Below are 26775 nucleotides of genomic sequence, written 5' to 3' on the forward strand. Positions count from 1 at the left end.
CATCCACCAATGATCTCAAACATGCATAAAAGTATCTATACGCCTGAACCCGCCGAAACCAAAAAGCAACAGGCTCCAGGGGCCATGTCACAGCGCACGCAACCCCAACATGTGCGGTTACCAACGCCAGAACCGGGCCCGCGCGGTGGTTGAGCGGGGCTGGTCGGTGGGGAGGGCGTCATGCGCGGCGGTGGGTGGGAGGGGTGTCATGCGCGGCGGTGGGCGCCACCGGAGCGGCGACGGGTGAGCAGGAGGAGGACCATGCCCGCGGCTAGAAGGCCGGCGCCGCCGAGGACCATGCCGGCGATGTTGCTGCCGGTGGTGGGCAACGGGGAGGCGCCGTCGGAGCCGCCGGGGCCAGGCGTCGAGGTAGCGGTGTCGCTGGGAGCAGGCGTGACGGAGAAGGTGGGGTCGGCGGTGGGAGTCGAGGGGCCGCCGGTGGGAGCTGAGGGGGCCGAAGTGGGTGCGCCGGTGGCGGTGCTGGTCGGGGTGGCGGTTGCGGAGCGGGTGGAGGTGGGTGTGCCGGTCGCGGTTGCTGAGGAGGTCGGTGCGGGCGCCACGATCGTCGCCGGTGCCCTTCCCTGGACTTGGGGCCCGGCCTGCGTACTGCCGGTGACGGTGGCCTCGTTGCGGTGCACGCCCTCGGCGATCTGAGCGGCCGTCAGGTGGTACGGCAGGGACACGCACGTCGCCCGCTCACCCGGCGCGAGCACGGTGGGGGAGCAGGTCACATCGGCGGGCAGGCCGGCGACGGTCAGCGCGCGGACGGTCACGTTGCCGGTGTTGACCACGACCAGGGTGGAGGTGATGACGTCGGCCGGGCCGAGGATGCCGTCGCCGTCCATGTCCTGCCAGACGGCGTTCTGCTCGGCGGTGAGCTTCGGCGCGGGCGGGGTCAGCGGGACGCTCGCCGAGTGGGGCGCGAACGACGCCGGAGCGGTGGCGCCGGGCCGGACGCCGGTGGCCGCCGCGGTGCGCTGCAGTGCCAGGCCGGCGTCGAGGTCGGCCTGGGTGACCAGGTAGGTGCGGGTGGCGGTGCAGGTCATCGAGGCACCGACGGCCAGGGTGGTGGCCGGGCACTCGACGTCGCCGCCGAACGCGTCGGCCACGGCCACGCTGCGCATGGTGACGTTGCCGTCGTTGGTGACCACGTACTCATAGGTGACCCGGTCACCGACCACCGCGGCGTTCCGGTGTGCGGCCGGGGTGACCAGCGGGTTCACCTTGACGGCCAGGTCGGGTGCGGCGGCGACGACGGGGGTGTCGGTGCGCGTCGGGCCGTACGTCTGCGGTGCGCTGCCGCCCGTCGGCACGCCGGTGACCGTGGCCGAGCGGGGCAGCGCCAGGCCGGCGTCGATGTCGGCCTGGGTGACCGGCCGCGAACCCACCGAGGTGCAGTTCATCGAGTCACCGACCCCGAGCGTGGTGGCCGGGCAGTCGACCGCCGGCGCGGCGGTTTTGATCTTGCGGGACGCTGCGGAGACGAGAGATGCGCCAGTGGTGTCGTTGACGACGATGTCGTTCATCGGCCGAGTGCCGTTGTTGGTGACCAGGTAGCGATAGGAGACCCGGTCACCCGCCTGCACGGCATTCTGGTGCTCGGCCGGTGAGACCACCGGGAAGATGAGCACGGTCAGCGACGGCGACCCCTGCACCACGGCAACCGCGGCGCTGAACGGCCCGAACCGCTCCGGCGTGGACGAACCGGCGGGACGGCCCTGTGCGTGCGCGTCGTTGCGGATCAGCTCTCCGGACTCCACATCGGCGGCGCTGACCCGGTAGCCGGTCGGTGAGACACAGGTGACCGAGGCACCGGCGGCCAGGGTGGTGACCGGGCAGTTCGCCGCGCCGACCCGGGCGTCGCCCACGCCGACCCCGGTCATCGTGACGTTTCCGGTGTTGGTGACGACGTACTCGTACGAGATGGTGTCACCGGCCTCGGCGGCACCCTGGTGGGACGCCGGGCCGACCACCGGGTGGACGGTGACGGTCAGCTCCGGCGCGGCGGCGGCGACAGTGACGCTGGTCGTGACCGGCGCGAACGTGGTGGCGGTGACCACGCCCGGCTTGCGCCCGGCCGCCGTCGCGGTCCCGGTCAGCGGCGCCGCGGCGTCGACGTCGGCCGGGGTGACCCGGTACGCGCCACCCGACACACAAGTCACCGACACTCCCACGGCCAGCACCGTGACCGGGCAGGACGCGGCACCCGTACGGCTGTCCTGAACACCGACCCCGCTCATCGTGACGTTCCCGGTGTTGATGACCCGGTACGAGTAACCGAGCTGATCCCCGGCCCGCAGCCCACCCGGGATCGACGCGGTGACGGCGAGGCTGAGCCGCTCGGCAGCCGCCACGACGCCGGTGCCACCACTGGCCACCGGCGATGCGGTGGGCAGCACGGCACCCGGGGCGTACGCCTCAGCGGTCGCGCTCCGGCTGATCCGCTGTCCGGCGTCCACATCGCTCTGGCCGACCTCGTGTGCCAGCGTCGAGGTGCAGGTGACCGTGGCGCCGACCCGCAGCACACCGGTGGGGCAGGTGACAGCGGCACCGGCCGAGTCGGTCACGCCGACCGTACGCATGCTGACGTTGCCTGTGTTCGTGACCAGGTATCGGTAGGCCACGGTGTCGCCGTGCTCAGCGGCGTCCTGATGCGCGGCCGGAGCAACGACCGCCTCGACCGCGACGGTCAGGGCCGGACCGGTGGCCACGACCGGCACATCGGCGGTCACCGGGCCGAACGTGGTGCCACCCGGTGCGCCCGGCGCCCGGCCGGTCGCCCAGGCGGTCTCCTCCACCGGCCGCCCGGCGTCCACATCCTCCTGGGTGACCACGTGTGGCTGGGCCGCGGTGCAGGTCGCCGACCCGGCGGCAGCCAGCGACGTCTGCGGGCACATGACGGTGCCACCGAGTCCGGCGTCGACAGTGATCGCGCTCATCGTGACGTTGCCGGTGTTGGTGATGACGTACTGGTAGTCGATGGAGTCACCGACCGCGACCGGCCCCGCCACCGACGGCGTGATCGTGATGTTCAGCGCCGGTGCGGCCGCGGCGACCGCGGTGCCGGTCGTGAACGGGCCGAAGCTGCGGGCGACGGCCGAGCCGGGGATGCGGCCGGTGGCGTAGGCCGAGCCCGCGATCGGCAGCTGGGCGTCGATGTCGGCGCCGGTGACCAGGTAGGTGCCGGTCGAGGTGCAGGTCATCGAGGCACCCACGGCCAGCGGTCCCGCCGGGCAGATGGCCGCACCTGTCGACGCCTCACCGACAGTGATGGTGTTCATCGTGACGTTGCCGGTGTTGGTGACCGCGTACTGGTAACCGATGGTGTTCCCGGCCGCGACCGGACCGGACCGGGTCGAGGTGACGACCACGTTCAGCTGCCCGGTGGCCGGGGCGATCGACACCACGCCGGTGAATGGGCCGAACGAGGTGGTGCCGCCCGCGTTGGGCTCCCGGCCGGCGGCGGTCGCACTCTCCGTGATCGGGGCGCCGGCGTCCAGGTCGGCCTGGGTGATCGTGTAGGTCTGCGCTCCGGTGCAGGTCACCGCCGCTCCGACGGCCAGGGGTGCGGCCGGGCAGCTGGCGGTGCCGCCGTGGCTGCCGGTGACGCCGACCTGAACCATCGTCACGTTGCCGTTGTTGGTGACCGCATAGGTGTAGGTGACGACGTCGCCGATGGCGGCGGCGTTCTGGTGCGCGGCGGGCGCGACGGCCGGGTGGACGATCACGCTGAGTGCGGCGGCGCCGATCGCCAGCGGGACGCTGCCGGTGGCGGGCAGCGACGTGGTCACGCCGAGGGCGCCCGGCGCCATGCCTGAGGCAGATCCGGTACGGGCGATCGCCTGCCCACCGTCGATGTCGCTCTGCAGCACGGTGTGCACCTGGGTGGAGGTGCAGGTCATCGTGGCACCGATGGCGAGCGACGTCGCTGGGCAGGTGACCGGCGCGCCGGCCGAGTCGGTGACCGCCACGCCGGTCATCGTGACGTTGCCGTTGTTGGTCACCGAGTACCGGAAGGTGATCGTGTCGCCGACGTCGGCCGCGCTCTGGTGCGAGCTCGGCGTGACCGACGGGGTGACGGCCACGATCAGCGACGGGACCGCGTGTGCCACCGCGACAGCGGCGCTACCGGTGCCGAAGGTGCTGGTCACGCCGGTGGGCGTGGTACCGGTGGGCGCGGCGGTCTCGGTGATCGGCGAGCCGGCGTCGATGTGGGCCTGAGTGACCGGGTACGCCGTGGTGCGGACGCAGGTCATCGAGGCGCCGACGGCCAGGGTGGTCGCCGGGCAGGTGAGGGTCCCGCCCAGCGAACCGCTGACGCCGATGGTGTTCATCGAGACGTTGCCGCTGTTGGTGACGACGTACTCGTAGCCGATGGTGTCACCGGCCTCGGCGGCGCCCTGGTGCACGGCCGGTGCGACGGCCGGCTTGACCGTGACGGTCAGGGCCGCGGCGGCGCCGGCGAGCACGACCGAGCTGGTGCCGGTCCCGGTGGCCGTGGTGCTGCCGGGGCCGTGCGCGGTGGCGGTGGCCGTGTCGGCGAGCGGCTGACCGGCGTCCACCTCGCCCTGGGTGACCTGGTAGGGCTGTCCGGTACAGGTGGTCCCGGCGCCGGCCGCGAGAGGGCCGGCGGGGCAGGTCGCGGTGCCGCCACGGGTGCCGTCGACCGCGACGGCGGTCAGCGTGACGTTGCCGGTGTTGGTGACCCGGTAGTGCGCGGTGACGGTGTCACCGGTCTCGGCGGCGTTCTGGTGTGCCGCCGGTGCGACGACCGGGTCGACCACGACGGTGACGGCGGGGGCCGGTGCGGCGACCGGCACGGAGGCCAGGGTCGGCCCGAAACTCGAGGCGCTTGTCGCGCCGGGCGCGAACCCGGAGGCGAAGACCGTATCGGAGACCGGTTGCGCGGCGTCGATGTCGGCCTGGCGGATCAGGTACGGCGTACCGGAGGTGCACGTCATCCGATCGTCGGCGGCCAGGGAGCTCTGCGGGCACGAGACGGTGCCGCCGAGCCCGGCCGTGACGGCGATCGTCGACATGGTGACGTTGCCGGTGTTGCGCACCAGGTAGGCGAAGCTGACCGCGTCGCCGGCCTCGGCGGCGCCCTGGTGCGCGGCCGGGGACACCGTCGCGGTGACGGTGACGGCCAGGGACGTGGCGGACGGGTCGATGGTGACAGTGCGTACGGCGGTGTCGTTCGAGCTGTCCGGGTCGGTGCTGTCGGCGGAGAGCACCTGCACGGTGTTGCTGCCGGTCCCGGCGGTCTGCGCGACCCCGCTCAGCGTCAGGGTGGCGGTGGCGCCGGCCGCGAGCACCGGGATCTGCCAGCGGCGCTGGGCGTCGTCGTAGGTGCCGGTGCTCGGTGTGCCGCCGCTGATCGCCAGGCTGCTCTGCGGCTGCTCCCGCACGATGACACCGGTCGCGTCGGACGGGCCGTCGTTGCGGATGGTGACCTGGAACTGGACCGGGCTCGACTGGATCACCTGCGGGGTGCTGGTGGTCTGGGTCAGGGCCAGGTCGGCGACGTGGGCGACCGGGGTATTGGCCGTCACCGAGTTGTCCGAGCTGTCGGAGTCCGGTGACGACGAGGTCAGGACTGCCGTACGAGAGAAGGTGTTGCCGTTGAAGTTCGCCGGGAGGTGTCCGGTGAAGGTGATCTGCCAGCTGGACTGGTCGGCGAGGGCGGAGAGCGTGCAGATGAAGTTGCCGCCGTCCGGGGTGATCGTGCCGGCGGCTCCGGTGCCGAGGAAGTCGCAGTGCCCGGCCCCGGCCGAGACCGACGGTACGATCGCGCCGGCCGGGATGGACTGGCGCAGGACCAGGCCCTCGGCGCGGGTCGGGCCGTCGTTGGCGACCGTGATCTGCTCCCGCATCCGCTCGCCGGCGACCGCACCGCCCGGGTGGTCGAGGTTGGTGAGCGTCTCGGCGACGCGCAGGCCGGCGTCGAGCAGGATCGTCAGGTGGACGGTGTCGGTGTCGTTCGCACTGACGTTGTCGGTGGTGGGCGACACGACGGTGGTGCTCGTCGAGCCGGGCCCGGAGGCCGCGCCGGCCTCGATCCGTGCCTTGCCGGTGATGACCACGGTGCTGCTCGGATGCGGCGCGGGAGGCAGCGCCGGAATGGTGCAGCCGGAGGTGGTGCAGATCGAGCTGGGCGTGCGCAGGATGGTGACACCCGGCGGGACGACGGTGTTGAACGAGACGTTGCGGGCCACCGACGGGCCGTGGTTCGTCACGGTGAGCGTGTAGTCGACGAGGTCGCCGGGCTTGGCGGTGGCGTCGGTGATGTTCAGGTCCACGCCGACGTCGGCGATCTCGGTGCCCGCGGTGCTCACCGAGGCGTTGTTGTTCGCGATGACCGGGTCGGGCGTCGACGAGGCGATCGAGACCGCGTTGTTGATCGCGCCGCCGGCCGGCAGCTGGAACCTGACGGTGACCGTGCTGGTGGCGCCCGGTGCGAGGTTCGGCAGTGCGCAGTCGAGGGTGCGGGCGCCGGTGACGTAGACGCAGGTTCCGCCGGTCACCGTGGCGGCCGGGTCGGGCGCGCCGGCGTCGAGCGTGGGCACCGGGTTGGCCAGCGTGATGCCGCGGGCGGTCGACGGGCCGTTGTTGGTGACGACGGCCTGGTAGGTCGCCATCGCCCCGGCGACCGGGGCGGCCGGCGGGGTCAGCGTGACGGCGAGGTCGGCGCTGGTGGTGACCGCGTTGCTCAGCGACGTCGTGTTGTCGACGCTGTTCAGCTCGAAGGTCGGTGAGGCGACGGCGGCGGAGAGCTGGTACTGGGCGCCGGGGGTGGCGGCGGCCGGTGCCGTGCCGGTGATCGTCATGGCCCGGTTGGTGCCGGTGGCCACCGACGGGTAGGTGCACTGCGCTGTGGTTCCGCCGACCGTGCAGGTGCCGCCGGGGGAGGTGGCGGTCACGCCGGTGAGCCCGGACGGGACGTCCCCGGTCAGCTGGACGGCCGACGCGCTGCTGGGGCCGTTGTTGGTGCCGGTGACCGTGTAGGTGACCGGGCTGCCCGCCACCACCGCCGAGCCGGACAGGGCGGCCGTGACGACCAGGTCCGCGGCCGGGTTGACGGTCGTACTGACCTCGTTGGAGGTGGACGTCCTGGCGGCCCCGGCCAGCGGGTCGGTGTAGGTGCTCACGGCGTCGTGGACGATCGCCGTACCGGCGGCCGCAGTGTTCACCCTGACCTGGTACGACATCGTGCGGGACTCGCCGGGCAGCAGGGTGCCGCCGGTGGCCGGGGACGCGCCGGTGCCGACACGTACCTTCACGGTGCGCCCGGCGGCGTCGTACTCGCCGGTGTCGTCGCCGGCGGCATCCGTCGGCTTGACCGTGGTGGATCCATTCACCGATTTGAGCGAGCCGGGCACATAGGTGGTGCCGGCCGGCAGGACGTCGGCCATGCTGCTGACGTTGGCCGGGTTGCCGCCGTCGTTACGGGCGGTGACCGTGTAGGTGAGGACGTCGCCCGGGTTGGCGGTGGCCGCGCCGGCGCCGTTGGCCACGGCGGTGGTGGTGACCAGGCAGGCCGCCGTACCGAACGAGATGGTGTCGAGGAAGTTGCCGAAAGTCGGGTCGCCGTTCGCCGACGCGATCGACTTGAACGCGAAGCGGGTGGTGGTCTGCCCGGCCGGCACGATGTAGATGCCGGAGTAGGAGCCCCACGCGGTGTTGCCGTCCAGCATGTTCGCACCCTGCTGGACCAGCGTGCCCGTGGGCTTGCCGATCTGCAGGGACATCGTGTCGACGCCGGTGCGGCCGCGGTGCTTCAGCTCCCACCGCAGGACCTGGTTGCTCGCCGTGGGCAGGTCCTGGTAGAGCGTGGAGACCTGGTTGGCGTTCAGCTCGGCGTGCTGGCTGCCGGTGGCGGACGGCGTGTTGTTGTAACCGCGCCAGAGTTCGATCTTGGCATCGGTCGCTGTGGTGAGCCAGCCGGGTACCGACGCCTGCGGCATGATGTTGACGGTGCCGTTGGCGATCACCGGTGTCTCGAAGTCGCCGTTGGCCAGGCTCACCATGTTGTTACAGGCCGACTGCGTCGCACTCGCCGTGGTGGACAGCATCGGGACGGCCACCCCGGCAGTGCCCACCAGGGCGGCGACCACCGCGGCACGGACTCCCTTGACGAGTCCGCTGGTGCGGCGGCGGTGCGTGCCCCTGGTGCGCAGCATGTGGTTCCCGACCCTCCCGAGGCGCGCTTGCACGCCTGCCTGAGCGGGATGATCGGCAGTTGGGGATCGGATCCGAGAGTTCCGGCCGCCACCGGACTCCGGCGTGCTACGCGGCCGCGGGCCGGTACCGCACGTCCAGCTCGGCCGTCGGGTCGCCGGCTCCGACGCGGTGCAGGTAGACCGGGCGGCCGCCGGTGTGGTCATAGAGCCGGATGCCGTCACCCAGCAGCACCGGCGCGATGTGCAGGTCGATCTCGTCGATCAGTCCCCGCTCGAGAAGCTGGCGGCCGATGTCCGGCGACAGCACCTCCACGTTCTTGCCACCGGCTGCCGCCAGCGCGATCCGCACCGCCTCTGCCACGTCGCAGTCGAGGAACGTGACCCGCTCGGCGGGCTTGGCGTCCTCGGGGTGGTGGGTCAGCACGAAGACCTGCCCGGTCCAGGCACCGCCGTAGACGGTGCCGGCGTCGGGGAACCGGTCCCAGCCACGCCTGCCGCCGAGGACGGCGCCCGTGGTCTCGACGTACTGGTCGATGAAGCCGGGCCGCTCGGAGATGCCGGTGCTCATCCAGTCCATGTCGTGGTCGGGACCCGCCACGAACCCGTCCAGTGACATGGTGAAGTGCCACAGGACCTTGCCGTTCGCGGTTTGCGGTTCGAAGTCGCTCATGCCGTCCTCCCGGTGCGCTGATTCGCTCGTACCAGGATGAGACGGCGCCCGCGACGAAAACTCATCGGTCGAGGGACCCGGACAGCCACGCTGAAGGGCGTCTAAAGGTCGGGCGGGAGGTGGAACACGCCGAGCAGGTTGGTGATCGAGAGGACCTGCTGCACGTGGCGGTGCGCCTTGCTGATCTTCAGCTGGGTGCCGAGCTCCATGGCGGTGCGGCGGCAGATCAGCAGTGCACGGATACCGGAGGAGTCCAGGAAGGTCACCTCGGACATGTCCAGGCTGACGTCGCGGCCCGGATGGCGATGAAGGGTGTCCGTGACGGCGAGGACCATCTCGGAGCAGTTCTCCCTGTCGATGTCACCGCTGAGCGCGATGACGATCGAGTCCGGTGATGTCGGCGGCGGTGCCTGCACCAGCAGGTCCGCGCGGTCGAGCGGATTTCGGGAAGACATGATGGATCACCCTCGGCCTTCGGCGCATGGAGGTCGTTGTCGCTTCGTGCTGATCGCCCGTGTCAGTGGACGATGCCGAGGAGAGGACCCTTGCGCTGGGGAAGGCCGGCCACCCGACGTTGTGCCGTTGAGGGTGACCCTACTCTTGTCGGGCGTGCTCGGCTCGACTCTCCGCCAGGGCGATCAACGCGCCGCGAGAGCCGAGCCGCACCAGGATCAGCAGCCGTTGCGCGCGCCGCTGACCGCCACGTCGTCGTACCAGAGGGTGTCGGCGCCCTCGCCGTAGCTTTCCCAGCCGAGCCGCAGGTCGGTGAGCGCGGGCCGCCAGGTCCGGTTGAGCCACTGGCCGTCGATGTCGTGAGTGGGCACGCCGTCCTCCAGCAGCCCGGGGACCGACGTGCCGTTCAGCCAGGTCTGGATCGTGCCGTCCCGGCCGTCGACCTTGAACTCGACGCAGTTCCAGGTGTTCACCGGCAGCGGGGCGGACAGGGCGACACCGGCGGGGCTCTGCTCGGGCAGGGTCGCGTCGTCCGAGGCCCGGTTGAACTGGAGGGCGCCGTTCTGGCCGCCGAAGCGCAGGTCTCGGTTGCCGTCGGCGGAGTCGCGCATGGCCACTGTGGTGATGTGCGAGGTGGGCAGGGCTGTGGTGTGCCGTACCCAGTAGCGGACGTACCAGACCGAGCCGGCGGTGCCGAGGATCCTGCTGTTGCCGGCGAAGACGTGGTTGCAGTAGCCGGCCGCACCGTTGATCCGCAGGGACGTGCTGCCACTGCGCGCGACAGTACGGTCGATGGCCGCGCTGCCGGTGCCGGAGCAGTCGGGGTTGGTGACCGCCCAGTCACCGCCCGGCACGGAGCCGGCCTGCGTCTCGAAGCCGTCGCAGATCGCGGTCGGCACGCATCCCGGCTGCGGCGGCGTCGAGGTGGAGGCCGACGGCGACGCGGAAGCGGACGCGGACGGTGACGTGGATGCGGACGGTGACGTGGATGCGGACGGTGACGACGACGGCGACGTGACCGACGGGCTGGGGCTGGGGGTGTCACCGCTGCACGAGACGCCGTTGAAGGTGAAGGCGGACGGTTTTGTGTTGGTGCCGGAGTAGGTCGCCTGGAAGCCGAACCGGGTGGAGGCGCCGGTGGCGAGCGTGCCGTTCCAGCCGAGGCTCGCGGCGGTGACGACGTTGCCGGTCTGGGTCACCGTGGCGTTCCAGCCGTTGACCAGGCGCTGGTCGCCCGCGAAGGTCCAGGACAGCGCCCAGGAGGTGACCGGGGCGCCGCCGTTGGTGACCTGGACCTCGGCGGTGAAGCCGGTGGCCCACTGGTTGGCGGTCCAGTCGACGGTGCACGCCGGAGCGGCGGTGGCGGCCGGGCTGTGAAGGAGCGCAAGACCGGTGCCGGCCAGCACCGCTGTCACCGCTGACGCAAGAAGTTGCCGCTGCACCGTGTTGCCTCCTACTGTGGCCCTGGCGCCTGGGAGCGCTCCCATGCATCGATGACTGTAACTCCATGGCAACGGCGGGCGCTAGGTCCAGTAGAGGATGCGGCAGGACGGGAGGCGCTCGGCGAGCTCGGTGTGGAACCAGGTGCGCAGCTCGGCCATCGTGCCGGGCGGGTAGACGTACTTCACCGCGCCGAACTTGCCGTGCTTGCGGGTGCGCGCCGCCTCGTCCATCTCCAGCTTCGTGCCGGGATACCAGCCCAGCAGCACCTCCTTGCTGCCCGGGGTGAACCGGTGGGTGATCAGCTCGGCGGTCAGATCCAGGTCCGGTACGTCGCGGACCGCGCCGGCGATGCCGTCCAGCAGCTCGCCGTAGTGGGTCCGCCAGTCCGGGACCGCGATGATCGGCGCGATCGTGACGCCGACCGGATAACCGTCCAGGGCCAGCCGCCGCAGTGCGCCGAGGCGATCCTCCAGGCGGCTGGTGCCGCCTTCGACCCGGGTGGTCACCGGGCGGTTGTTGACACTCAAACGCACTCGGGTACGTCTGGAGTGCGCCAGACCCACGAAACTGTCCACGTCGTCGAACTTCGTCGTCCAGCGCAGCTGCACCGCGGCGTCCCACTCGCCGAAGTGCTCGACGGCCCGCCGCCAGCTGCCGGTGAGATGCTCCAGCGCGAGCGGATCGGTGTAGCACGACGCCTCGAAGGTGGTCCCCTCGTCCCGCCGGGCCTCCCGGCGGCTGGTGATCGTTCCCCGGCCCTCGTAGTCACGCAGCCCGGCGAGGATGTCGTCGACGTCGGCGTAGACCCGGGTCACCGGCGGCCCGGACAGCGAACCCGCCAGATAGCAGTACTGGCAGTGCGCCGGGCAGCCCTCGGCCAGGTCGAACCGCCAGTCGGCGCTCGGCGCGATCGGCTGCAACTTCCGGCGGGACGGCGGGCTGACCACGATCGCCATGGTCGACTTGGCCCTGGCGTACGTCTCCCGGTCGTTCTCCCCGCGCACCCCGGTCAGCCGGTTGCCGCGCAGCCGCTCCACCTCGATGCCCCGCGCCTCGACGAGCGCCATGATCCGCAGCCCGTGCGCGTGGTCGTACGCCGCCGGCGTGGCCACCACCCGCTTCGGCGTCCACCGCCGCGCGGGCCGTGGCGGCGGCGCCACCGCACCGAGGTCATGGGTCTCGACCGCTTCCCCGCTGGCACTGTGCGGTGCGGGCGGTGTGGCCGGTGCCAGCGGTTGCGTCACGTCGATCGAAGGGAGCGTCACCCTCGGGACGTACCCCGAGCGGCTCGAATCATCCGGCGTTTTCCGGGCATATGCGGCTTCCCGAGACCAGGAGGCACCCGTGCCCGGCAGCTCCACCCCTGTCACCGACCCTTCCGCCGGCCCTGTAACCGACCCGCATGCCGCCACCGCTGATCAGGCGCGGGCCGCCTATGTCGCGGCGCATCCCGAGCCCGCTTTCGAGGACTTCACCTGCCCGCGGTGCAAAGCAGGCCGGGGCAAACGCTGCATCCTGCGGCGGGCCCGCCCCGCTCCCGCGCACGGCTGCCACGCACCCCGCTACGACAAGTGGCGCCGTGCACACGACAGGTGGACGCGGGACGCTGACAACGCGGGCCGGCTCTGAGGCGTACATCTGCTGTGTCTTGAAATGAAAGCCGGGTTGACTCTCCAGCGGCTGGAGCGTCCAGGATCTCCCCATGGACGACGACAGCGACCTCCTCACCATCGGCCGGCTGGCGCAGCGCACCGGGCTCACCGTGCGCACCCTGCGCTTCTGGTCCGACGAGGGAGCGATCCCGCCGGTGGCACGCTCGGCCGGCGGCTACCGGCTCTACGACGCCGGCTCGGTGGCCCGCGTTGAACTGGTGCGCACCCTGCGTGAGCTGGGCCTCGGCCTCGACGACGTGTGCCGGGTACTCGACGGCCGGGCCTCGATAGCCGAGATCGCCGACGCCCACGTGGCCGCTCTCGACGCCCGGATCCGGTCGCTGAGGACCAGCCGGGCGGTGCTGTCCACCGTGTCGAAACGTGGTTCCACAGCAGAGGAGACAGCACTGATGAACCGGCTGGCGCGGCTTTCGGCTGCCGAGCGCGTACAGATCATCGATGATTTCAAGCGCGACCTGATCGGCGGCCTCGACCTCGATCCACGCCTGCGTGACCGCCTGCGCGACCTGCGCATCGACCTGCCCGAAGATCCCACGCCGGAGCAGGTGGACGCCTGGATCGAGCTGGCGGAACTGGTACGGGACCCCGGTTTCCGCGCCCGGATGCGCGCCTTCCTGGAGCTCAGCACACCGCCGCCGGGCGTCTCCGGCAAGACGCTGCCGGGGGCGAACATCTTCTGGGCCCGGCAGGTCGTGAACACGGTCGCGGAGGCCAGGGAGCGCGGGATCGAACCCGGCACGCCCGCCGCGGCCGAGGTGATCGCCCAGATGTTCCGCGATGCCGACCTGGTCGCCGTGCTGAGGTGCCTGGAGGCCGGGATCGAGGCCGGTGCGGAGCAATATCGGGTGCTTGTCGGCCGGGTGCGCGGTCAGCGGAGTGCGCCGGACGCCACCATGGAGTTGAATTGGCTGGCGCGAGCCCTACGGGAGGAGGCCGGGGAGTGTCCACGTTCGTCCTGATCCACGGTGCCGGCGATGTCGGCTGGTACTGGCACCTTGTCGAGGCGGAACTCCGTGCGCGAGGCCATGACACCGTCGCGCCGGACCTGCCCTGCGACGACGACGCGGCGGGCTTGCCGGAGTATGCGGACACTGTTGCCCGCGCGGCCGGCGATCGCAGCGATCTCGTGGTGGTGGCGCAGTCGTCCGGGGGCCTGACCGTTCCCCTCGTCTGCGATCGGCTGACGGTGCGGCTGATCGTCCTGGTCGCGCCGATCATTCCGGCGCCGGGGGAGGCACCCGCCGACTACTGGGCCAACACCCGGTACGGCGAGGAGGAGCGGGAAGAGGTCAGCGACACGATCGGCCTGTTCTATCAGGACGTCCCGCCGGAGCTGGCGGCTGAGGCGCTGAAGCGGGGACGCGACCAGTCCGAGGCCGGAATGGCGGAACCGGTGCCGTTCCGGGCCTGGCCCGCCGTTCCGACCCGGGTTCTGCTCTGCCGGGACGACCGGCTGTTCCCGCCGGCGTACCTGCGCCGGGTCGCCCAGGAGCGACTCGGCATCACACCCGACGAGATCGATGGTGGGCATACGCCGGCTCTGAGCCGGCCGGGGGAGTTGGCGGAGCGGCTCGTGTCCTACGCCGCTCGCTGAAGTCGCCTTGCTTGCGGCCGTCTCGCTCGCGGCCGTCTCACCTTGCGGCCGTCTCGCTCGCGGCCGTCTCACCTTCTCGCGCGGCACCGCAGTCGGCGATCACCGGGAGCGGGCCTCGAACGCCCGCACCACCGCCGCCATGTCCTCCTCGCCGTGCCCGGCCGCCACCGTCTCCGCGAACAGCTCCCGGCACACCGCCAGCAGCGGCGACTCGACGCCCGCCTGGACGATCAGCTCCGCGTTGTAGAGCACGTCCCGCGCCGCCGCCTGCACCTCGAAATCCCGGTCGGCCAGCTTGCGCCCCTTCACCCCGGACACCGCGCTGGCCATCGGCCCCGCGTCCAGCGCCGCCAGCAGCACCTCCCGATCGAGCCCGTGCCGGTCCGCGAAGTGGAACGCCTCCGCCAGCCCGGTCACCATGCTGATCAGAAACGTGTTGACCGCCAGCTTCATCCGCAGGGCGCCCGGAACCGGTCCGCATCTCACGACCGACGAGCACATCGGCTTCAGCAGCGGCGCCACCCGGGAGACCGCCGCATCGTCCCCGGCGAGCATCACGACCAGCTGCCCCGCGGCCGCCGGCCCTCGCGATCCTGAGACGGGCGCCTCGACATAATCCCCGCCGGCCGCCGTGATCCGGGCCGCCAGCCCTGCCGAGTACGACGGGGCCGCGGTACCCATGTTCACCACCACGCGGCCGGCGACGTCGCAGCCGTCGAGGACCGAGTCGGTGACACGGTCGTTGGCGAGCATCATGATCACGGTTGAGGCGGCGGCGAACACGGCGGCGGGGGAGTCGGCGACGACCGCACCGTCAGCGGCCAGCGCATCGAGAGACGACGGGGAGCGGTTCCAGACGATCAGGTCGGTGCCGGCGCGGGCGAGGTTGCGGGCCATCGGCTGACCCATCACTCCGAGGCCGAGGAATCCGGTGGTCACCGGCCCGACGTTACGCAGCGGCGGGTGGTGCCACCGCGTCCAATAGCGCGGAATTGGCTTGCTCCCGCAAGCCCCAGGGCGAGCCGTACGCGGTGAGCAGGTCCAGGAACGGCCGGGGCGGGAACGCCTCCGGGCCGAGCACACCCGTTCCCGACCAGGCGCCGGTGGCGAGCAGTTCGAGGGCCACCACGGGGTTGATCGCTGTCTGCCAGACGACCGCCTGACTGCCGTACTCCGCCATCGACCACTCGTTGTCGACGACGTGGTACAGGTAGACCTCCTTCTCGACGCCGGCGCGGGTTCCCCGTACCCAAGTGCCCGCACAGGTCTTGCCTCGCATGCGCTCGCCCAGCGTCGCCGGATCCGGCAGTGAGGCCGCGACCACGTCTCGCGGTGAGACCGCGACCGGACCGCGCGGCCCGGGCACGGTGACCGTTTTCGTACGGTCCAAACCCAGCTGGCGCAGCGTCTTGAGCGTCCCGATGAACTGCTCGCCCAGCCCGTACTTGAAGGTCACCCGCCGCGCGCCCACCCACCGGGGGATCAGCAGGACCTCCTCGTGCTCCACGTTCACGCACTCGACCGGCCCGATCCCCTCGGGGAACTCGAACACCTCCGGCTCGCTGAACGGCGCCGTGGTGAACCAGCCCCGCTCCTGCTCGTAGACGACCGGCGGGTTCAGGCACTCCTCGATCGTCGTCCAGATGTTGAACGACGGCGCGAAGTCGTAACCGTCGACGGTCAGGTTCGCGCCGTCCCGGATGCCGATCTCGTCGATCTCGTCGAACAGCTCGTCGGCGGCGTAGCGGGCGAACACGTCGGACAGGCCCGGCTCGACACCCATGCCGACCAGGGCGAGCAGGCCTGACCGTTCCCAATCAGCGGCCTGCTCGAACTGGGCGTCGCCCAGCTTGACACCGCACTGCTCATAGGGTGCCGAGGGGTGCGGGTGCGACAGTGACATCGCCATGTCCAGATAGGTCGCGCCCGCCTCGCGGGCCGCGGCGAACAACGGCATCACGAACCGCGGGTCGGTCGCGTTGAGCAGGGCGTCACAGTCGGACGAACGCAGGAACGCCGCTACCGACGCGCTGTCGCTCGCATCGAGCTGAACAGCCCGGAAGCGCCCGTCCCGCACGAATTCCACGGCAGCCGCCGCCCGCGCCAGGTCGTAGTCGGCGACCACCATCTCGTCGAAGAACGGGCGCCGGGCCGCGATCCGGGTGATCGCCGTGCCGACACCCCCAGCACCCACCAGAAGGATTCGCATGACCAGATGAAACGCGGCTTGCCGAACTAAGGTCAACTGTGTTGGCATAAGGGCGTGCCGAAGCCCGTGGTCCCCGAGGAGAAGCGCCGCCGGCGCCGGCCCACCCGCGGCGGCACCGTCCTGTCCGAGCAGCTCATCGTCGAGGCGGCACTGCGCCTGCTGCGCGAGCACGGCAGCGCCGGCCTCACCGCCCGCCGGCTCGGCCTCGCCCTCGACTGCGACCCGAGCAGCCTCTACCGCTACTTCCGCGGCATGGACGAGGTCATCCTCGCCATCGGTGACCAGCTCATCGGCCAGGCCCTGCGCGGCTGGTCACCCACCGGCGCGTGGCGCGACGACCTGCGCGCTCTCGGCCTGCGCATCCACGCCGCCTACACCGCGCACCCGCAGGCAGCCGTCCTCACCACCAGCCGGGTCACCGGCCGCCCCAACGAGCTCGCCGCCGACGAGGCCGTCCTCACCGTGTTGCACGGCGCCGGCCTGCCGGTTCCCGAGGCCGTCCGCGTCTACCACGCCTTCATCGACCAGACCCTGGCCTTCGCCGCGCTCGACGCCGCCTCCCTCGCGCTGCCGAACGCCGCCCTGCTCGCCGAGGAGGAGGTCTGGCGGTCCACCTACGCCCGTCTGCCCGCCAGCACCCACCCGCACGTCGCCGAGGTCGCACCGCTGCTGGCCGCCGAGATGGTCCGCAGCGCCTACCCCGCGGCGCTCGATCTTCTGCTCGACGGCATCGCTTGTCGTAGATCGTTATGATCAGCCGTGTCCCTCCGCGAGAACATGTTCCGCACCGTCGTCGGGTTCGCGGCCGTCAACCTGATCGTCGCCATGCTCTGGTGGGGCTTCTCGATCTTCTTCGTGGCGATCGGCCAGGAGGTCTTCGGCTCCCTGGGATGTCTGCTGCTGGTCGGCATCTTCGCCTTCTGGCCGATCAAGAACCTGCTCAGCCGCCGCAAACTGCACCGTTACGCCGCCACCGCCGGATGGCAGTCGGTCGATCCCGGCAGCCGGGACTGGCCGTGGGACAACGATCTGCACGCGGGCGACGAGGTCCGTTCGCGGGAGGCGAAGGGCAGCATCCGGGTCCGGTCCGCGTGGCACATGGAGGTCGACGGCGTCCCGGCCGTCGCCGGCGAGGTCACGTCGACCGGCACGATCCTCGAGGGCACGGTCGGCGCGGGCCATGGTTCGATAGTCTTCGTCCTGATTAACCTGCCACGCCCGATCGGCACGGTGGGAATGCGCACCCCATATCAGCACGTCGGCGAATCGGCCCGCTCCCAGCAGGTCAGCCTGAACGTCGCCTTCCTCAGCGGCGAGATCCCACCCTGGACAGCGCGCGGCTCCGAACTGTTCACCTTCCAGCGCCCCGAATCGGGCCTGACCGAGGCCGGCCTGCACGAAGCCGTGCGACGGACACTGCGCGTCGCTGAGGTGCTTGATACGGCGTCAGCTTCAAGCTGACGCAGACGTACGACCGGACGACAGCTCTGCCGGAGCCGCGCGAGCAGGTGCCCGCGCGCGCCCGGTGCCGCGACCGCCGGGCGGAGCTGCCTGGCTGAGCTACCACCTCTCGGCAGCACCGCCTCAGCGAGGAAACGCGCTGCTAGGTGCCGGAGGGCGGCAGCAGGGTGACGGTGAAGGTCTCGTCGGCGTTGGTGTGGGCGAGGTTGACGACGGTGGCGCCGCCGTTGAGCGTGACGATCGAGTTCCGGACGATGACGGGGCCGGCCACCGCGCCTCCTCCGTTGTGCGGGATGCGCTCAACGCGTACGCGAATCTGGTTGTTGGTCACTATGCCCGTGGTTGAGGCGAGCCCTCGGATGTTGACGGCGATGTCGCCGGTGGTCCCTCCGCCGCCCACCAGGATCTTGGCGTTGCCGGTGGCCTTGGTGGCGAAGGCGTCGTAGGCGGGGCTGGGAGTGACCGAGCAGATGGTGCCGGTCTGTGTGGCGTAGTAGCGGTAGACCCACCATTCTCCCTTGGGCAGGTGCTGCCCCGCGGAGTTGCGGACCAGCAGGTTGCCGAGGTCGTTGTGCAGGTTGCTGGTGCTGGCCCAGTTGGCTCGCAGGCCGTCGGCGCCGGCGCGTTCGAGGCGGGCGATGTACCACGATCCGTCGCCGGGGTTCTGCTCGTTCGAGGCGCCGTACTCGTTGATCTGGTAGGGGCGCGGGTGCGCGATGCCGCGGTTGCCGAGAGTCGTGTTGGCCGCCGCGACGTTGGCCACCGGGTCGCTGGGCAGACTGTGCCAGCTGAAGATGTCCGGGACGACGTTGTTGGCGCGGACGTTGTCGAGGTACTGGTTCCACCAGGTGCCGTTCGTGGTGGGTACCCCGGCGAAGCTCGGCCCGACGATCAGCGTGCCGGGCAGGTCGGCACGCAGCCGCTGGTAGGTGCGCCGCCACAGCTCGAAGTACTGGCTCTGCGACCGGTTCCAGAAGAGCCCGAGGTTGGGTTCGTTCCAGATGTCCCACTGCACGGTGACGCCGGTCGCGCGCACGTCGGCGATCAGGCGGGTGAGGAAGTTGTCGTAATCGGCCCAGTTGCCGTTGTCGCCGGGGAAGCGGCTGATCGGATAGCCGTCGGCACCCCACAGGTCGTGGGGCAGCAGGATGAAGGTGCCGCCGAGCGCGCGGGTCCGCAGGATCTGGGCGCGGGTGGCGTTCCAGCGGCGATCGTACTTGCCGGAGACCCAGCCGCCGGGCTGGTCGAGCTGGGCGCCACCGGCTCGCATCGCCCGGAACTTCACGTCGGTGTAGAAGTGGTCGGCCGGTCCGCTGCCGTTCTCGGTCATCCCGTAGATCCAGCCGGAAGCGCGATAGGCCGGCGTGCCACCGGCGACGGCGAAGTTGACGGTGATGCTCTCGTCGGCGGCTCGGGCGGGCGCGGGCAGCGCCACGACCGAGGTGGCCACCAGCGCGGCGGCCAGCAGCCGTACGGATCGGATCGCCATGATTTCTCCTGTTCCGGGGGAGCGGGGATGGCAGGGGAGTCAGCGGGAGGGTGCCGGTCCGGTGCTGGCGCGCAGCGAGATCGGCGGCGTCAGGAGCAGGTGCTTGGGTGTGGTGTCCGGTGTGGCGATGCGCTCCAGCAGCAGCTCGACGGCCCTGGTGCCCATCTCCAGGGTGGGGAAGTCGGCGGCGGTGAGCTGGGGGCGGAACTCCTCGGCCCAGTGACGGGCGGCGATGCCGGCGATCGACAGGTCACCGGGGATGCTGACGTTCGCGCGTTCCGCGCCGCGCTGGATGCCGGGCAGGGCGGCCTCGTTGATGGTGGCGATGGCGGTGATCTCGGGGTGCCGCTCCCGGAGAAGCTCGAAGCAGTCCTCGCCGGCCGCGGCGTCGTCACCGCACGGCAGCTCGATGCCGGCAAGGCGGCGCTGGGTGACCGCTTCGGTGAACCCGTCTCTCGCGCGGTGCGCCGGTCCGTATCCGGCGGCGACCAGCTCGGGGGAGCGGTTGATCAGGGCGAGGTGGCGGTGGCCGAGATCGGCGAGGTGGTGGACGCAGCGGGCGATGATCGCGGCGAAGTCGACGTCGACCCAGCACGTCCCGTGCGGGTGTGCGGTGTGGCCGATCGTGACGAACGGCAGGCCGGCCTGGTGGAGCCGGGAGACCCGCTCATCCTCGAGCCGGATCTCCATGAGGATGACGCCGTCCACCCGCCGCCCCGACACGATCCGTTCGAACGAGCGGTCGTGGTCGCCGCCGGAGGGTGACAGCAGCACGTCCAGGTCGGCGCGGGCCGCGGCCTCGACGACGCTGGCGACGAACCCGAGCTGCATGTCGGTCAGCCGCGCGCTGGCCGGCGGGATCACCAGGCCGACGGTGCGGGTGCGGCCCTCCTTGAGCGCCCGTGCGGCGGCGTTGGGCCGGTAGTCGAGCTCGTCGATCACCGCCTGAATGCGGCGCCGGGTCTCCTCGGACACCGTCCGCTTCCCGCTGAGCGCGTAGGACACCGTGCTGCGGGACACGCCGGCCCGCCGGGCAATCTCGCCGATGTTCATGCCGGCTCCTGTCGAATCGGTTCGCTGCGAACGATAGGCATCGAAGTTCATCGGTGTCAATGAAGCGGTCAAAGGTACGCTCAATCCAGCGAACCGATTCGACATACAGCTCGGAAAGCAGGCCGCCACCCATGCCCCTCGCTGCACAGGACCCCAGGTTTTCGGTCCAGGACATCCCCTTCAGCTATCGGGAGTCCTGGTTCGGCATCTCCCCGGTGATCGCCGAGAAGACGTCTGCCGATGACCTGCACCTGGTCTCGCACCAGACCGGCATGCACGCCGTGCTGCGCCTGGGGGCACCATCCGGAGCGACGGTCACCGCGACGCCGGCGATGCTGTCGTGGGAGCACAGCTCAGGGGTGATCGACCTCGCTTACGAGGACACCAGCACGATCCGGATCCGCAGCACCGGCGCCGCACTGCGGATCGCGGCGGCCACCACCAGCCTCACCCCGTTCGGCGGCAGCTACCTCTACCGCGATCCGGTGGACGGCTCACACGTCTTCACCTCGTACGAGACCGGACGGCGTTACCGGGTCACCGTCATCACCGGCACGCTGACCGCGGCCGGGGTGGAACGACTCGGCGACTTCCCACGCCACCTCGACCTGGCGGCCGGGGAACCGTGGGAGGTCGCCGTGGAGGAGTACGAGACGGCCCGCGAGCCGTACCGGGCGCGGGCGGCCTTCGACCAGGTCGCCTCGACCGCGCGGACGGCCTTCGAAGAGTTCGCCGACGCTGTCGCACCGTGGCGCGGCCCCGAGACTCCGGCAGCCGAGCTCGCCGCGTACGTGATCTGGTCGGCCACCGTCGCACCCGGCGGCTTCCTCGCGCGCCCGGCCGTGCTGATGTCCAAGCACTGGATGGACAAGGTATGGAGCTGGGACCACTGCTTCAACGCCCTCGCCCTGGCCGAGGGTGATCCGGAGCTGGCCTGGCACCAGTTCCAGCTGCCCTTCGACCACCAGGACCCCACCGGTGCCCTGCCCGACTCGGTGACCCACTCCGAGGTCCTCTACAACTTCGTCAAACCACCGATCCACGGCTGGGCTCTCAGCCGCCTCCGCCAGTTGCTGCCCGTGACACCGGAAGCGCTCGCTGACACGTATGAGCGGCTGGCCCACTGGACAGAATTCTGGCTGAACCGGCGTCGCGTGCCGGGCCACGATCTGCCGCACTACCAGCACGGCAACGACAGCGGCTGGGACAACGCCACCACCTTCGACAGCCATCGAACGCTGGAGACCGCCGACTTGGCCGGCTTCCTCATCCTGCAGCTGCGGGAGCTAGCCGCCGTCGCCACTGAACTGGGCCGCGCCGGCGAGGCGAACCGCTGGACCGCGATCGCTGAGGAAGTCCGCAGCGCCTTGCTGCGGGAGTTGTGGCGGGACGGACAGTTCGTCTCCCGCAACCCGGCCACCGGGCAGGAGAGCAGCAGCCGCAGCCTGCTCGACCTGATGGCAATCACCCTGGGCGACGATCTTCCGCCCGAGGTTCGGGACGCTCTGGCTGCCCGGCTGAGCGCTCACCTGACGCCGCACGGCCTCGCCACCGAGCCGGTCGACTCACCGGACTACTCGGCCGACGGCTACTGGCGGGGACCGATCTGGGCCCCGTCAACAGTCCTGATCGAGGACGGCCTGCGCCGCGGCGGCCACCCCGATCTCGCCGACGAGATCAGCCGCCGGTTCCGCGCCCTCTGCGAGAAGTCCGGCTTCGCGGAGAACTTCGACGCCGAGACGGGAGCAGGCCTCCGTGACCGCGCCTACACCTGGACCGCCGCCGCCTATTTGATCCTGGCCCGCGCCCACAAGGCCCGCACGTCCAGCGCCTGACCAGTCCAGCGGGGCGGTTGCGGCGCCACCGGGCGTTCCCAGGGCGACGCAGATCCTGGCAGCACCCGGCCGGAGCGCATCTGCTGATGTGAATGCGTGTGGCGCATGCTGGGAAAGTGTCAATCCGTGGAGAAAGAGCGCGCCAGATCAGCCCGTCGGGAGGCACTGCTGGGCCGGCTCGGTGGGCCGCCCGGTCCGTATGCTGCGGTATGCGTGATCCTGGCCGTGATGGCTCATCGTGGAGCGATTGTCGGCTTGGGCATCGGCGTGCCGTTCTTCGGAGGGCTCATCGCACTGTGCCTGAGGACCGGTCTATCGCACGCGTACGCAATAAGTTTCGGCGTCGTACTGGTAGTCACGGCTACGGTCGCGATCAGGAATCTACGGCGGCGGCGGCCCCTAGTATCAGCCTGATGGCGCCCAGTCCTCCCGCCGGGAAGGCGTCCCTGAGCCTGCGTAGACCCGAATCAGCAGGAGCGTCCTTACCCAGGGTGGCCGCGGTGACCGGAACCTCTGGCCGCGTGGGTAACGCCGTGGCGCGGGAACTCGAAGCCGTTGGATGGAGGATTCACGGCGTCGACCGGTCACCGGGCCGCCGCACCACCATCGTTGGAGACCTCCGAGACGCGACGGTGCGTCGGGCACTCGTCCAGGATGCCGACATCGTCGTCCATGCAGCGGCTCTGCATGCGCCACATGTCGGGCTCGTTGACGACGCGGAGTTCCGGGCGGTCAACATCGACGCCACGGCAGCCCTTCTTGACGATGCCGGGGCTGCCGGCGTGCGGCGTTTCGTATACATCAGCAGCACGAGCGTGTACGGGCACGCTTTGGTGCCGGCAGACCGAGCGGTCTGGGTTGACGAGGAGCTCCTGCCGCAGCCGCGCGACATCTACGACGAGACGAAGCTGGCCGCTGAGCAACTGGTCGCATCCAGCTCTATATCGTCCGCGATCCTGCGCATCGCCCGCTGCTTCCCGGAGCCATTGCCGGTGTGGGCCACCCGGCTGCTGCACCGATCCGTCAGCCTCACCGACGTCGCAACCGCAACGGCAGCCGCCGCGCTGCACAACGCTGTGACCGGCACTTTCAACATCGCCGGACGATACCCGTTCACGCGAGCCGATTGCGTCGCCCTGCACCAAGACGCAGCCGAAGTGATCGCCGAGCGCGCTCCACAGGTGGCAGCGGCATTCCACGACCGTGGCTGGCCGCTACCCCGGCGAATCGATCGCGTCTACGACTCGAGTGCCGCTACGAACGCATTCGGGTATCAACCCTCCGAGAGCGTTCTTCGGCTACTCCAGGAGCCCGAAGGCGAAGAAACTCTCAACTCGGCGGAGTAGAACACGCCCGCCGGCCGACATCCTCATCTGGTCGCAGCTGGAGCCGCGTCAGCCCGCCCGATCCACGCGGACGTCCACTCCGGGAGGCGTCGAGTGCCCGCAGTCACGCCCGCCGGGCGATCTCGGTTACCGCCGGGCGACGGCATGCGCTGTGCGCGCGGCGAGCTGCTGAGCGGCTCACCGCGCGCGGGCTCTCGCGGACTCCCGCGGGGATGAGCGGGTGGCGGGCGGCGCAAGCGACCGTGGGCGCGCACGCAACCCGGATCCGGCTGGTGGTGAGTGCTGTGCCGGGCGCCGCGAGGCAGCACCGGGAGCCGGCCACGGCGATCCAGCTGGACGTGAGTGCTGGTTTCGAGCGCTGAGTTCGCGGCGGCTCCTCGTGCGTTGTGCCTTGTCGCATGGCGGAGGTGCGTGCACCTGCCGATGACCGGTTGTCCGCGGGCGGCGTTGTCCGGCAGGATTCAGCCTTGTGACAGGCAGACCCGAGCCGGACGCCGTTGGCGAGACCGGCCCCCGGCGCGGGCCGCTGCGATCCTGGGCCGTCGCCAATCCGGCCGACGTGATCGATGTGTTCGTCTACGTGGTCGTTCTGAACCTCGCCGTTCAGTACGTCCCGGCGGTCATCAGCGAAACGTTCACCCTCTCGTTGCTGACGGCCGTCCTCCTCAAGGTCACGCTGGAGTTGGTGCTCCTTCTCAAGGGCGCCGTTCTGGCTCGGCTGCGCGGGGCAACGACACGGCTGGCAAAGACGACATCGGCCCTCATGCTCTGGGTGGTGGCGGCGGGGAGCAAGCTCGTCGTGCTCTGGCTGATCGACATCACGTTCGGTGGTTCGGTCAGTCTGGGCGGCTTCATACCCGTGACGCTCCTCGTCATCGCTCTGCTGGTGTCGCGGGCGACTGTCAGACGTCTGCTCCACAGCACGATCGACCAGGTATGAAAGACGGATCCGGCGATGCGCGGATTCGGCGCGTAGCGATCGTCACCTTCGTGCGGTGGGGAGCCGGCGCCCCGCGCTGGGGGAAACGGGGCGCCGGCGGCTTGGAGGAGCGGCTCAGCGACCCGCCCCGGCGACATAGATGTCGCCGTCGGCCACGTCGGCCGGGCGGGCGCTGCTCGCGCCGGAGACGATGATCCGGGCCGGGTCGCGGTAGCCGTCGATCACCTCGATGCGCTGGACGGCGCGCGGTACCGGGATCGTCGCCTCGCTCTGCCAGAACGCTCCGGCGTACAGCTTGAAGGTGGAGATCGCCGTGACCGCCGGATCGTTGGTGGTGGCGTACACGCGCCAGGTCAGCGCATCCACCCGCTCCATGTCGCGCACCCGGATGCCGGACGCCACCTCGCGGTTGCGCCAGCCGAGCGGGGTGAAGACCCCGGTGTACGTGTGCACCACCGCCGCCTCGTCCAGCTGCATCCACACCACGAACGGCGTGAACCCGCCGACCGTCGACCCGACCAGCTGGATGTAGTCGGGGGAGCGCGGGTTCACCGTCTGGAGCGGCGTCTCGGCGACCTTCAGGTGGCGCTCCTGGTCCGCGTCGTCGATCTTCACGCCGAGGTCGGCGCCGGCGGCCGACCGGAATTTGAGGTCGGCCGGGCTGAAGTAGGCGTGGTAGATGTTCTTGTGATACCTGTCGTGCAGGTGACCCTCCGGCCCGCCGCCGGCCAGTGTGTAGACGATCGAGACCCGCTCCGGGCGTCCGGGCGCGCCGGGTTCGTGCCGCAGCTGCCCGATGTAGACCTCGTTCATGTTGTCGGTACGCGTCTGCGGTGCGATGTTCCACCGCTCGCCGGTCAGCGTCTCCGAACTCTGCCAGGTGCGCCCGTTGTCGGTGGACCTGACGTATTTCATCGGCCGGAAGTCGGTCGGGTACTGCTTGTCGAGGTCGCCCGCGGTCTCCCGGACGAACACGAAGAGGTGGCCGGCCGTGGACTTGAAGACCATCGGGTAGGTGGCGCCGAGGCCCTCCGGGATCTGGGTGTCGGTCCAGGTCCCCTCGATGGAGTGCGGCCGCTCCGAGCGCGCGAACCACAGCTCGCGGTTGTGCATGCCGCGGAAGACGAGCAGGTGGCCGTCGCCGGCCTGGATCAGCGTCGGATAGTTGTGCGTGTCGTTGCCCCCGTCGGCCACTTTGACCGGTGCGGACCAGATTTTCGCCCGGTGGTCGTACGCCTGCACGTAGTTGTCCTCGAATTGACCCGCCCACGAGATGAACGTCTTCTGGGCGGTCCGGTCGTAGACGCCGCCGTTGGTGGGCCGGCGGTCGCTGCGCGCGGCGACGTTGGTGGCGACCGTGGTGAACGAGGTGGGTGCCGCGGATGGACCGGTTCTGGACACCGGCACGGCGGCACCGGCGTGACCCGGCACTGCCGCCGCTGCGACGAGCACAGCGGCGGCGCTGAGAGCGATGAGCGGGGCGCGGCGCATCGAGCCTCCTGAGTGAAAGAGTGTCCATATATGTGGATGCATCTCTACGGGTTGTTTATCGTTCATTGTTGAGGATGATGCCGGTACGATGCCCATCGATCAAGACCTATCGAGAACGGAGTCGGCGGATGGCGGAAGAGCGGATTCTGGTCACCGGGTCGTCGGGGCGGGTCGGCAGCCTGCTGCGCGCGCGGCTGGCCCGGCCCGGACGGGTGCTACGGCTCTTCGACCTCATAGAGCCGCCGGCGCTGCCGGGGACCGGGGCTGAGGAGGTCGTCACGGGATCGATCGACGACCTCGACGTCCTGGTGGCGGCGCTCAAAGGCGTGGACGCGGTGCTCCACCTCGGCGGGTACAGCCACGAGGCGAGCGCCGAGGAGGTGCTGCGGGTCAACGCGTACGGGACCTACTGCCTGCTCGAAGCCGCCCGCCGCACCGGCGTCAACCGGATCCTGCTCGGCTCCTCCAACCACGTGGCGGGCTTCCATCGCCGCGATGAGCAGCGGGGCGAGGTCCCGGGTGACGTCGAGGCGCGGCCGGACACCCTTTACGGCTGGAGCAAGGTGGCGGTCGAGTCGGCCGGCCGGCTGTTCCACGACCGGTTCGGCATGGACGTGATCTGCCTGCGGATCGGCCAGTGCTTCGCGACTCCGCGCGGCCATCGCGGCCTGGCGATGTGGCTGTCCCCCGACGACTGCGCGCGCCTGGTGGAGGCGGCGATCAGCGCGCCGGAGCCGGGTTTCCGGCAGGTGTGGGGAATCAGCCGTAACACCCGGCGATGGTTCTCGCTCGCCGAGGGCGAGGCGATCGGCTATCGGCCGGAGGATGACGCGGAGGCGTACGCCGAAAAGATTCTCGCCAACTGTGGTGAGCCTGACCCGGCGCAGAACCTGATCGGCGGCTCCTGGTGCGACCTGCCCCTGGGCGAACCGTTCTGA

At 70.6% G+C, this 26775-nt stretch carries 19 protein-coding genes; 9 read left to right on the forward strand and 10 right to left on the reverse strand.

Annotated features, from left to right (window positions below; all coding sequences use genetic code 11):
• Positions 1-206: 206 nt before the first annotated feature.
• The 5 genes from ACFQV6_RS41040 to ACFQV6_RS41060 form a co-directional block, all read right to left on the reverse strand.
• Positions 207-8180, reverse strand: coding sequence for a hypothetical protein (locus ACFQV6_RS41040; RefSeq protein WP_378033134.1), 7974 nt, complete (start codon positions 8178-8180; stop codon positions 207-209).
• Positions 8181-8286: 106 nt separating this feature from the next.
• Complete coding sequence (locus tag ACFQV6_RS41045; protein ID WP_378033135.1) at positions 8287-8850, reverse strand: dihydrofolate reductase family protein; 564 nt, start codon at positions 8848-8850, stop codon at positions 8287-8289.
• Between the two features lie 101 nt (positions 8851-8951).
• A complete protein-coding gene (locus ACFQV6_RS41050; RefSeq protein ID WP_378033136.1) occupies positions 8952-9305 on the reverse strand; it encodes an STAS domain-containing protein in 354 nt (117 codons plus the stop codon).
• 216 nt (positions 9306-9521) lie between these two features.
• Positions 9522-10745 carry a cellulose-binding domain-containing protein gene (locus tag ACFQV6_RS41055; protein WP_378033137.1) on the reverse strand — a complete coding sequence of 408 codons (1224 nt, stop codon included), beginning with the start codon at positions 10743-10745 and terminating at the stop codon, positions 9522-9524.
• Between the two features lie 81 nt (positions 10746-10826).
• Positions 10827-12011: a spore photoproduct lyase family protein gene (locus ACFQV6_RS41060; RefSeq protein WP_378033138.1), complete on the reverse strand. Its 1185-nt coding sequence runs from the start codon at positions 12009-12011 to the stop codon at positions 10827-10829.
• Between the two features lie 79 nt (positions 12012-12090).
• Here ACFQV6_RS41060 and ACFQV6_RS41065 point away from each other — a divergent pair, with 79 nt between their 5' ends.
• The 3 genes from ACFQV6_RS41065 (at position 12091) to ACFQV6_RS41075 (ending at position 14013) form a co-directional block, all read left to right on the forward strand.
• Complete coding sequence (locus ACFQV6_RS41065; protein WP_378033139.1) at positions 12091-12375, forward strand: hypothetical protein; 285 nt, start codon at positions 12091-12093, stop codon at positions 12373-12375.
• 73 nt (positions 12376-12448) lie between these two features.
• Complete coding sequence (locus ACFQV6_RS41070; protein ID WP_378033140.1) at positions 12449-13378, forward strand: MerR family transcriptional regulator; 930 nt, start codon at positions 12449-12451, stop codon at positions 13376-13378.
• The gene (locus ACFQV6_RS41075; RefSeq protein WP_378033141.1) at positions 13360-14013 is read left to right on the forward strand and encodes an alpha/beta fold hydrolase; all 654 of its coding nucleotides are present in this window, start codon (positions 13360-13362) and stop codon (positions 14011-14013) included. The genes ACFQV6_RS41070 and ACFQV6_RS41075 overlap by 19 nt, the downstream gene beginning before the upstream one ends.
• A gap of 99 nt (positions 14014-14112) precedes the next feature.
• On the opposite strand, the gene ACFQV6_RS41080 is transcribed toward ACFQV6_RS41075, so the two are convergent.
• Both ACFQV6_RS41080 and ACFQV6_RS41085 read right to left on the reverse strand, forming a co-directional pair.
• Entirely contained in the window at positions 14113-14952 is an 840-nt protein-coding gene (locus ACFQV6_RS41080; RefSeq protein ID WP_378033142.1) for an NAD(P)-dependent oxidoreductase, read from the reverse strand.
• Positions 14953-14962: 10 nt separating this feature from the next.
• Positions 14963-16222: a saccharopine dehydrogenase family protein gene (locus tag ACFQV6_RS41085; protein WP_378033143.1), complete on the reverse strand. Its 1260-nt coding sequence runs from the start codon at positions 16220-16222 to the stop codon at positions 14963-14965.
• Positions 16223-16276: 54 nt separating this feature from the next.
• Here ACFQV6_RS41085 and ACFQV6_RS41090 point away from each other — a divergent pair, with 54 nt between their 5' ends.
• Both ACFQV6_RS41090 and ACFQV6_RS41095 read left to right on the forward strand, forming a co-directional pair.
• Positions 16277-16975, forward strand: a complete 699-nt coding sequence (locus ACFQV6_RS41090; RefSeq protein WP_378033144.1) for a TetR/AcrR family transcriptional regulator — start codon at positions 16277-16279, stop codon at positions 16973-16975.
• Positions 16976-16981: 6 nt separating this feature from the next.
• Positions 16982-17683 carry a hypothetical protein gene (locus ACFQV6_RS41095; protein WP_378033145.1) on the forward strand — a complete coding sequence of 234 codons (702 nt, stop codon included), beginning with the start codon at positions 16982-16984 and terminating at the stop codon, positions 17681-17683.
• 142 nt (positions 17684-17825) lie between these two features.
• On the opposite strand, the gene ACFQV6_RS41100 is transcribed toward ACFQV6_RS41095, so the two are convergent.
• A complete protein-coding gene (locus ACFQV6_RS41100) occupies positions 17826-19172 on the reverse strand; it encodes a beta-xylosidase (protein ID WP_378033146.1) in 1347 nt (448 codons plus the stop codon).
• Between the two features lie 39 nt (positions 19173-19211).
• Entirely contained in the window at positions 19212-20225 is a 1014-nt protein-coding gene (locus ACFQV6_RS41105; protein ID WP_378033147.1) for a LacI family DNA-binding transcriptional regulator, read from the reverse strand.
• A gap of 131 nt (positions 20226-20356) precedes the next feature.
• Here ACFQV6_RS41105 and ACFQV6_RS41110 point away from each other — a divergent pair, with 131 nt between their 5' ends.
• From ACFQV6_RS41110 to ACFQV6_RS41120, 3 genes are all read left to right on the forward strand, one after another.
• Positions 20357-22060 (forward strand): amylo-alpha-1,6-glucosidase, encoded by a 1704-nt coding sequence (locus ACFQV6_RS41110; protein WP_378033148.1) that lies wholly within the window; start codon positions 20357-20359, stop codon positions 22058-22060.
• A 500-nt stretch (positions 22061-22560) separates the two neighbouring features.
• Positions 22561-23406 (forward strand): NAD-dependent epimerase/dehydratase family protein, encoded by an 846-nt coding sequence (locus tag ACFQV6_RS41115; RefSeq protein WP_378033149.1) that lies wholly within the window; start codon positions 22561-22563, stop codon positions 23404-23406.
• 469 nt (positions 23407-23875) lie between these two features.
• Positions 23876-24346, forward strand: coding sequence for a hypothetical protein (locus tag ACFQV6_RS41120; protein ID WP_378033150.1), 471 nt, complete (start codon positions 23876-23878; stop codon positions 24344-24346).
• A gap of 114 nt (positions 24347-24460) precedes the next feature.
• Here the strand turns inward: ACFQV6_RS41120 and ACFQV6_RS41125 are convergent, their stop codons facing one another.
• The gene (locus ACFQV6_RS41125; RefSeq protein ID WP_378033151.1) at positions 24461-25837 is read right to left on the reverse strand and encodes a BNR-4 repeat-containing protein; all 1377 of its coding nucleotides are present in this window, start codon (positions 25835-25837) and stop codon (positions 24461-24463) included.
• 128 nt (positions 25838-25965) lie between these two features.
• On the opposite strand from ACFQV6_RS41125, the gene ACFQV6_RS41130 reads away from it, so the two are divergent.
• Positions 25966-26775: an NAD-dependent epimerase/dehydratase family protein gene (locus tag ACFQV6_RS41130; protein WP_378033152.1), complete on the forward strand. Its 810-nt coding sequence runs from the start codon at positions 25966-25968 to the stop codon at positions 26773-26775.

It is taken from the genome of Actinoplanes sp. GCM10030250 (assembly GCF_042666575.1).
Classification (GTDB): Bacteria; Actinomycetota; Actinomycetes; order Mycobacteriales; family Micromonosporaceae; genus Actinoplanes.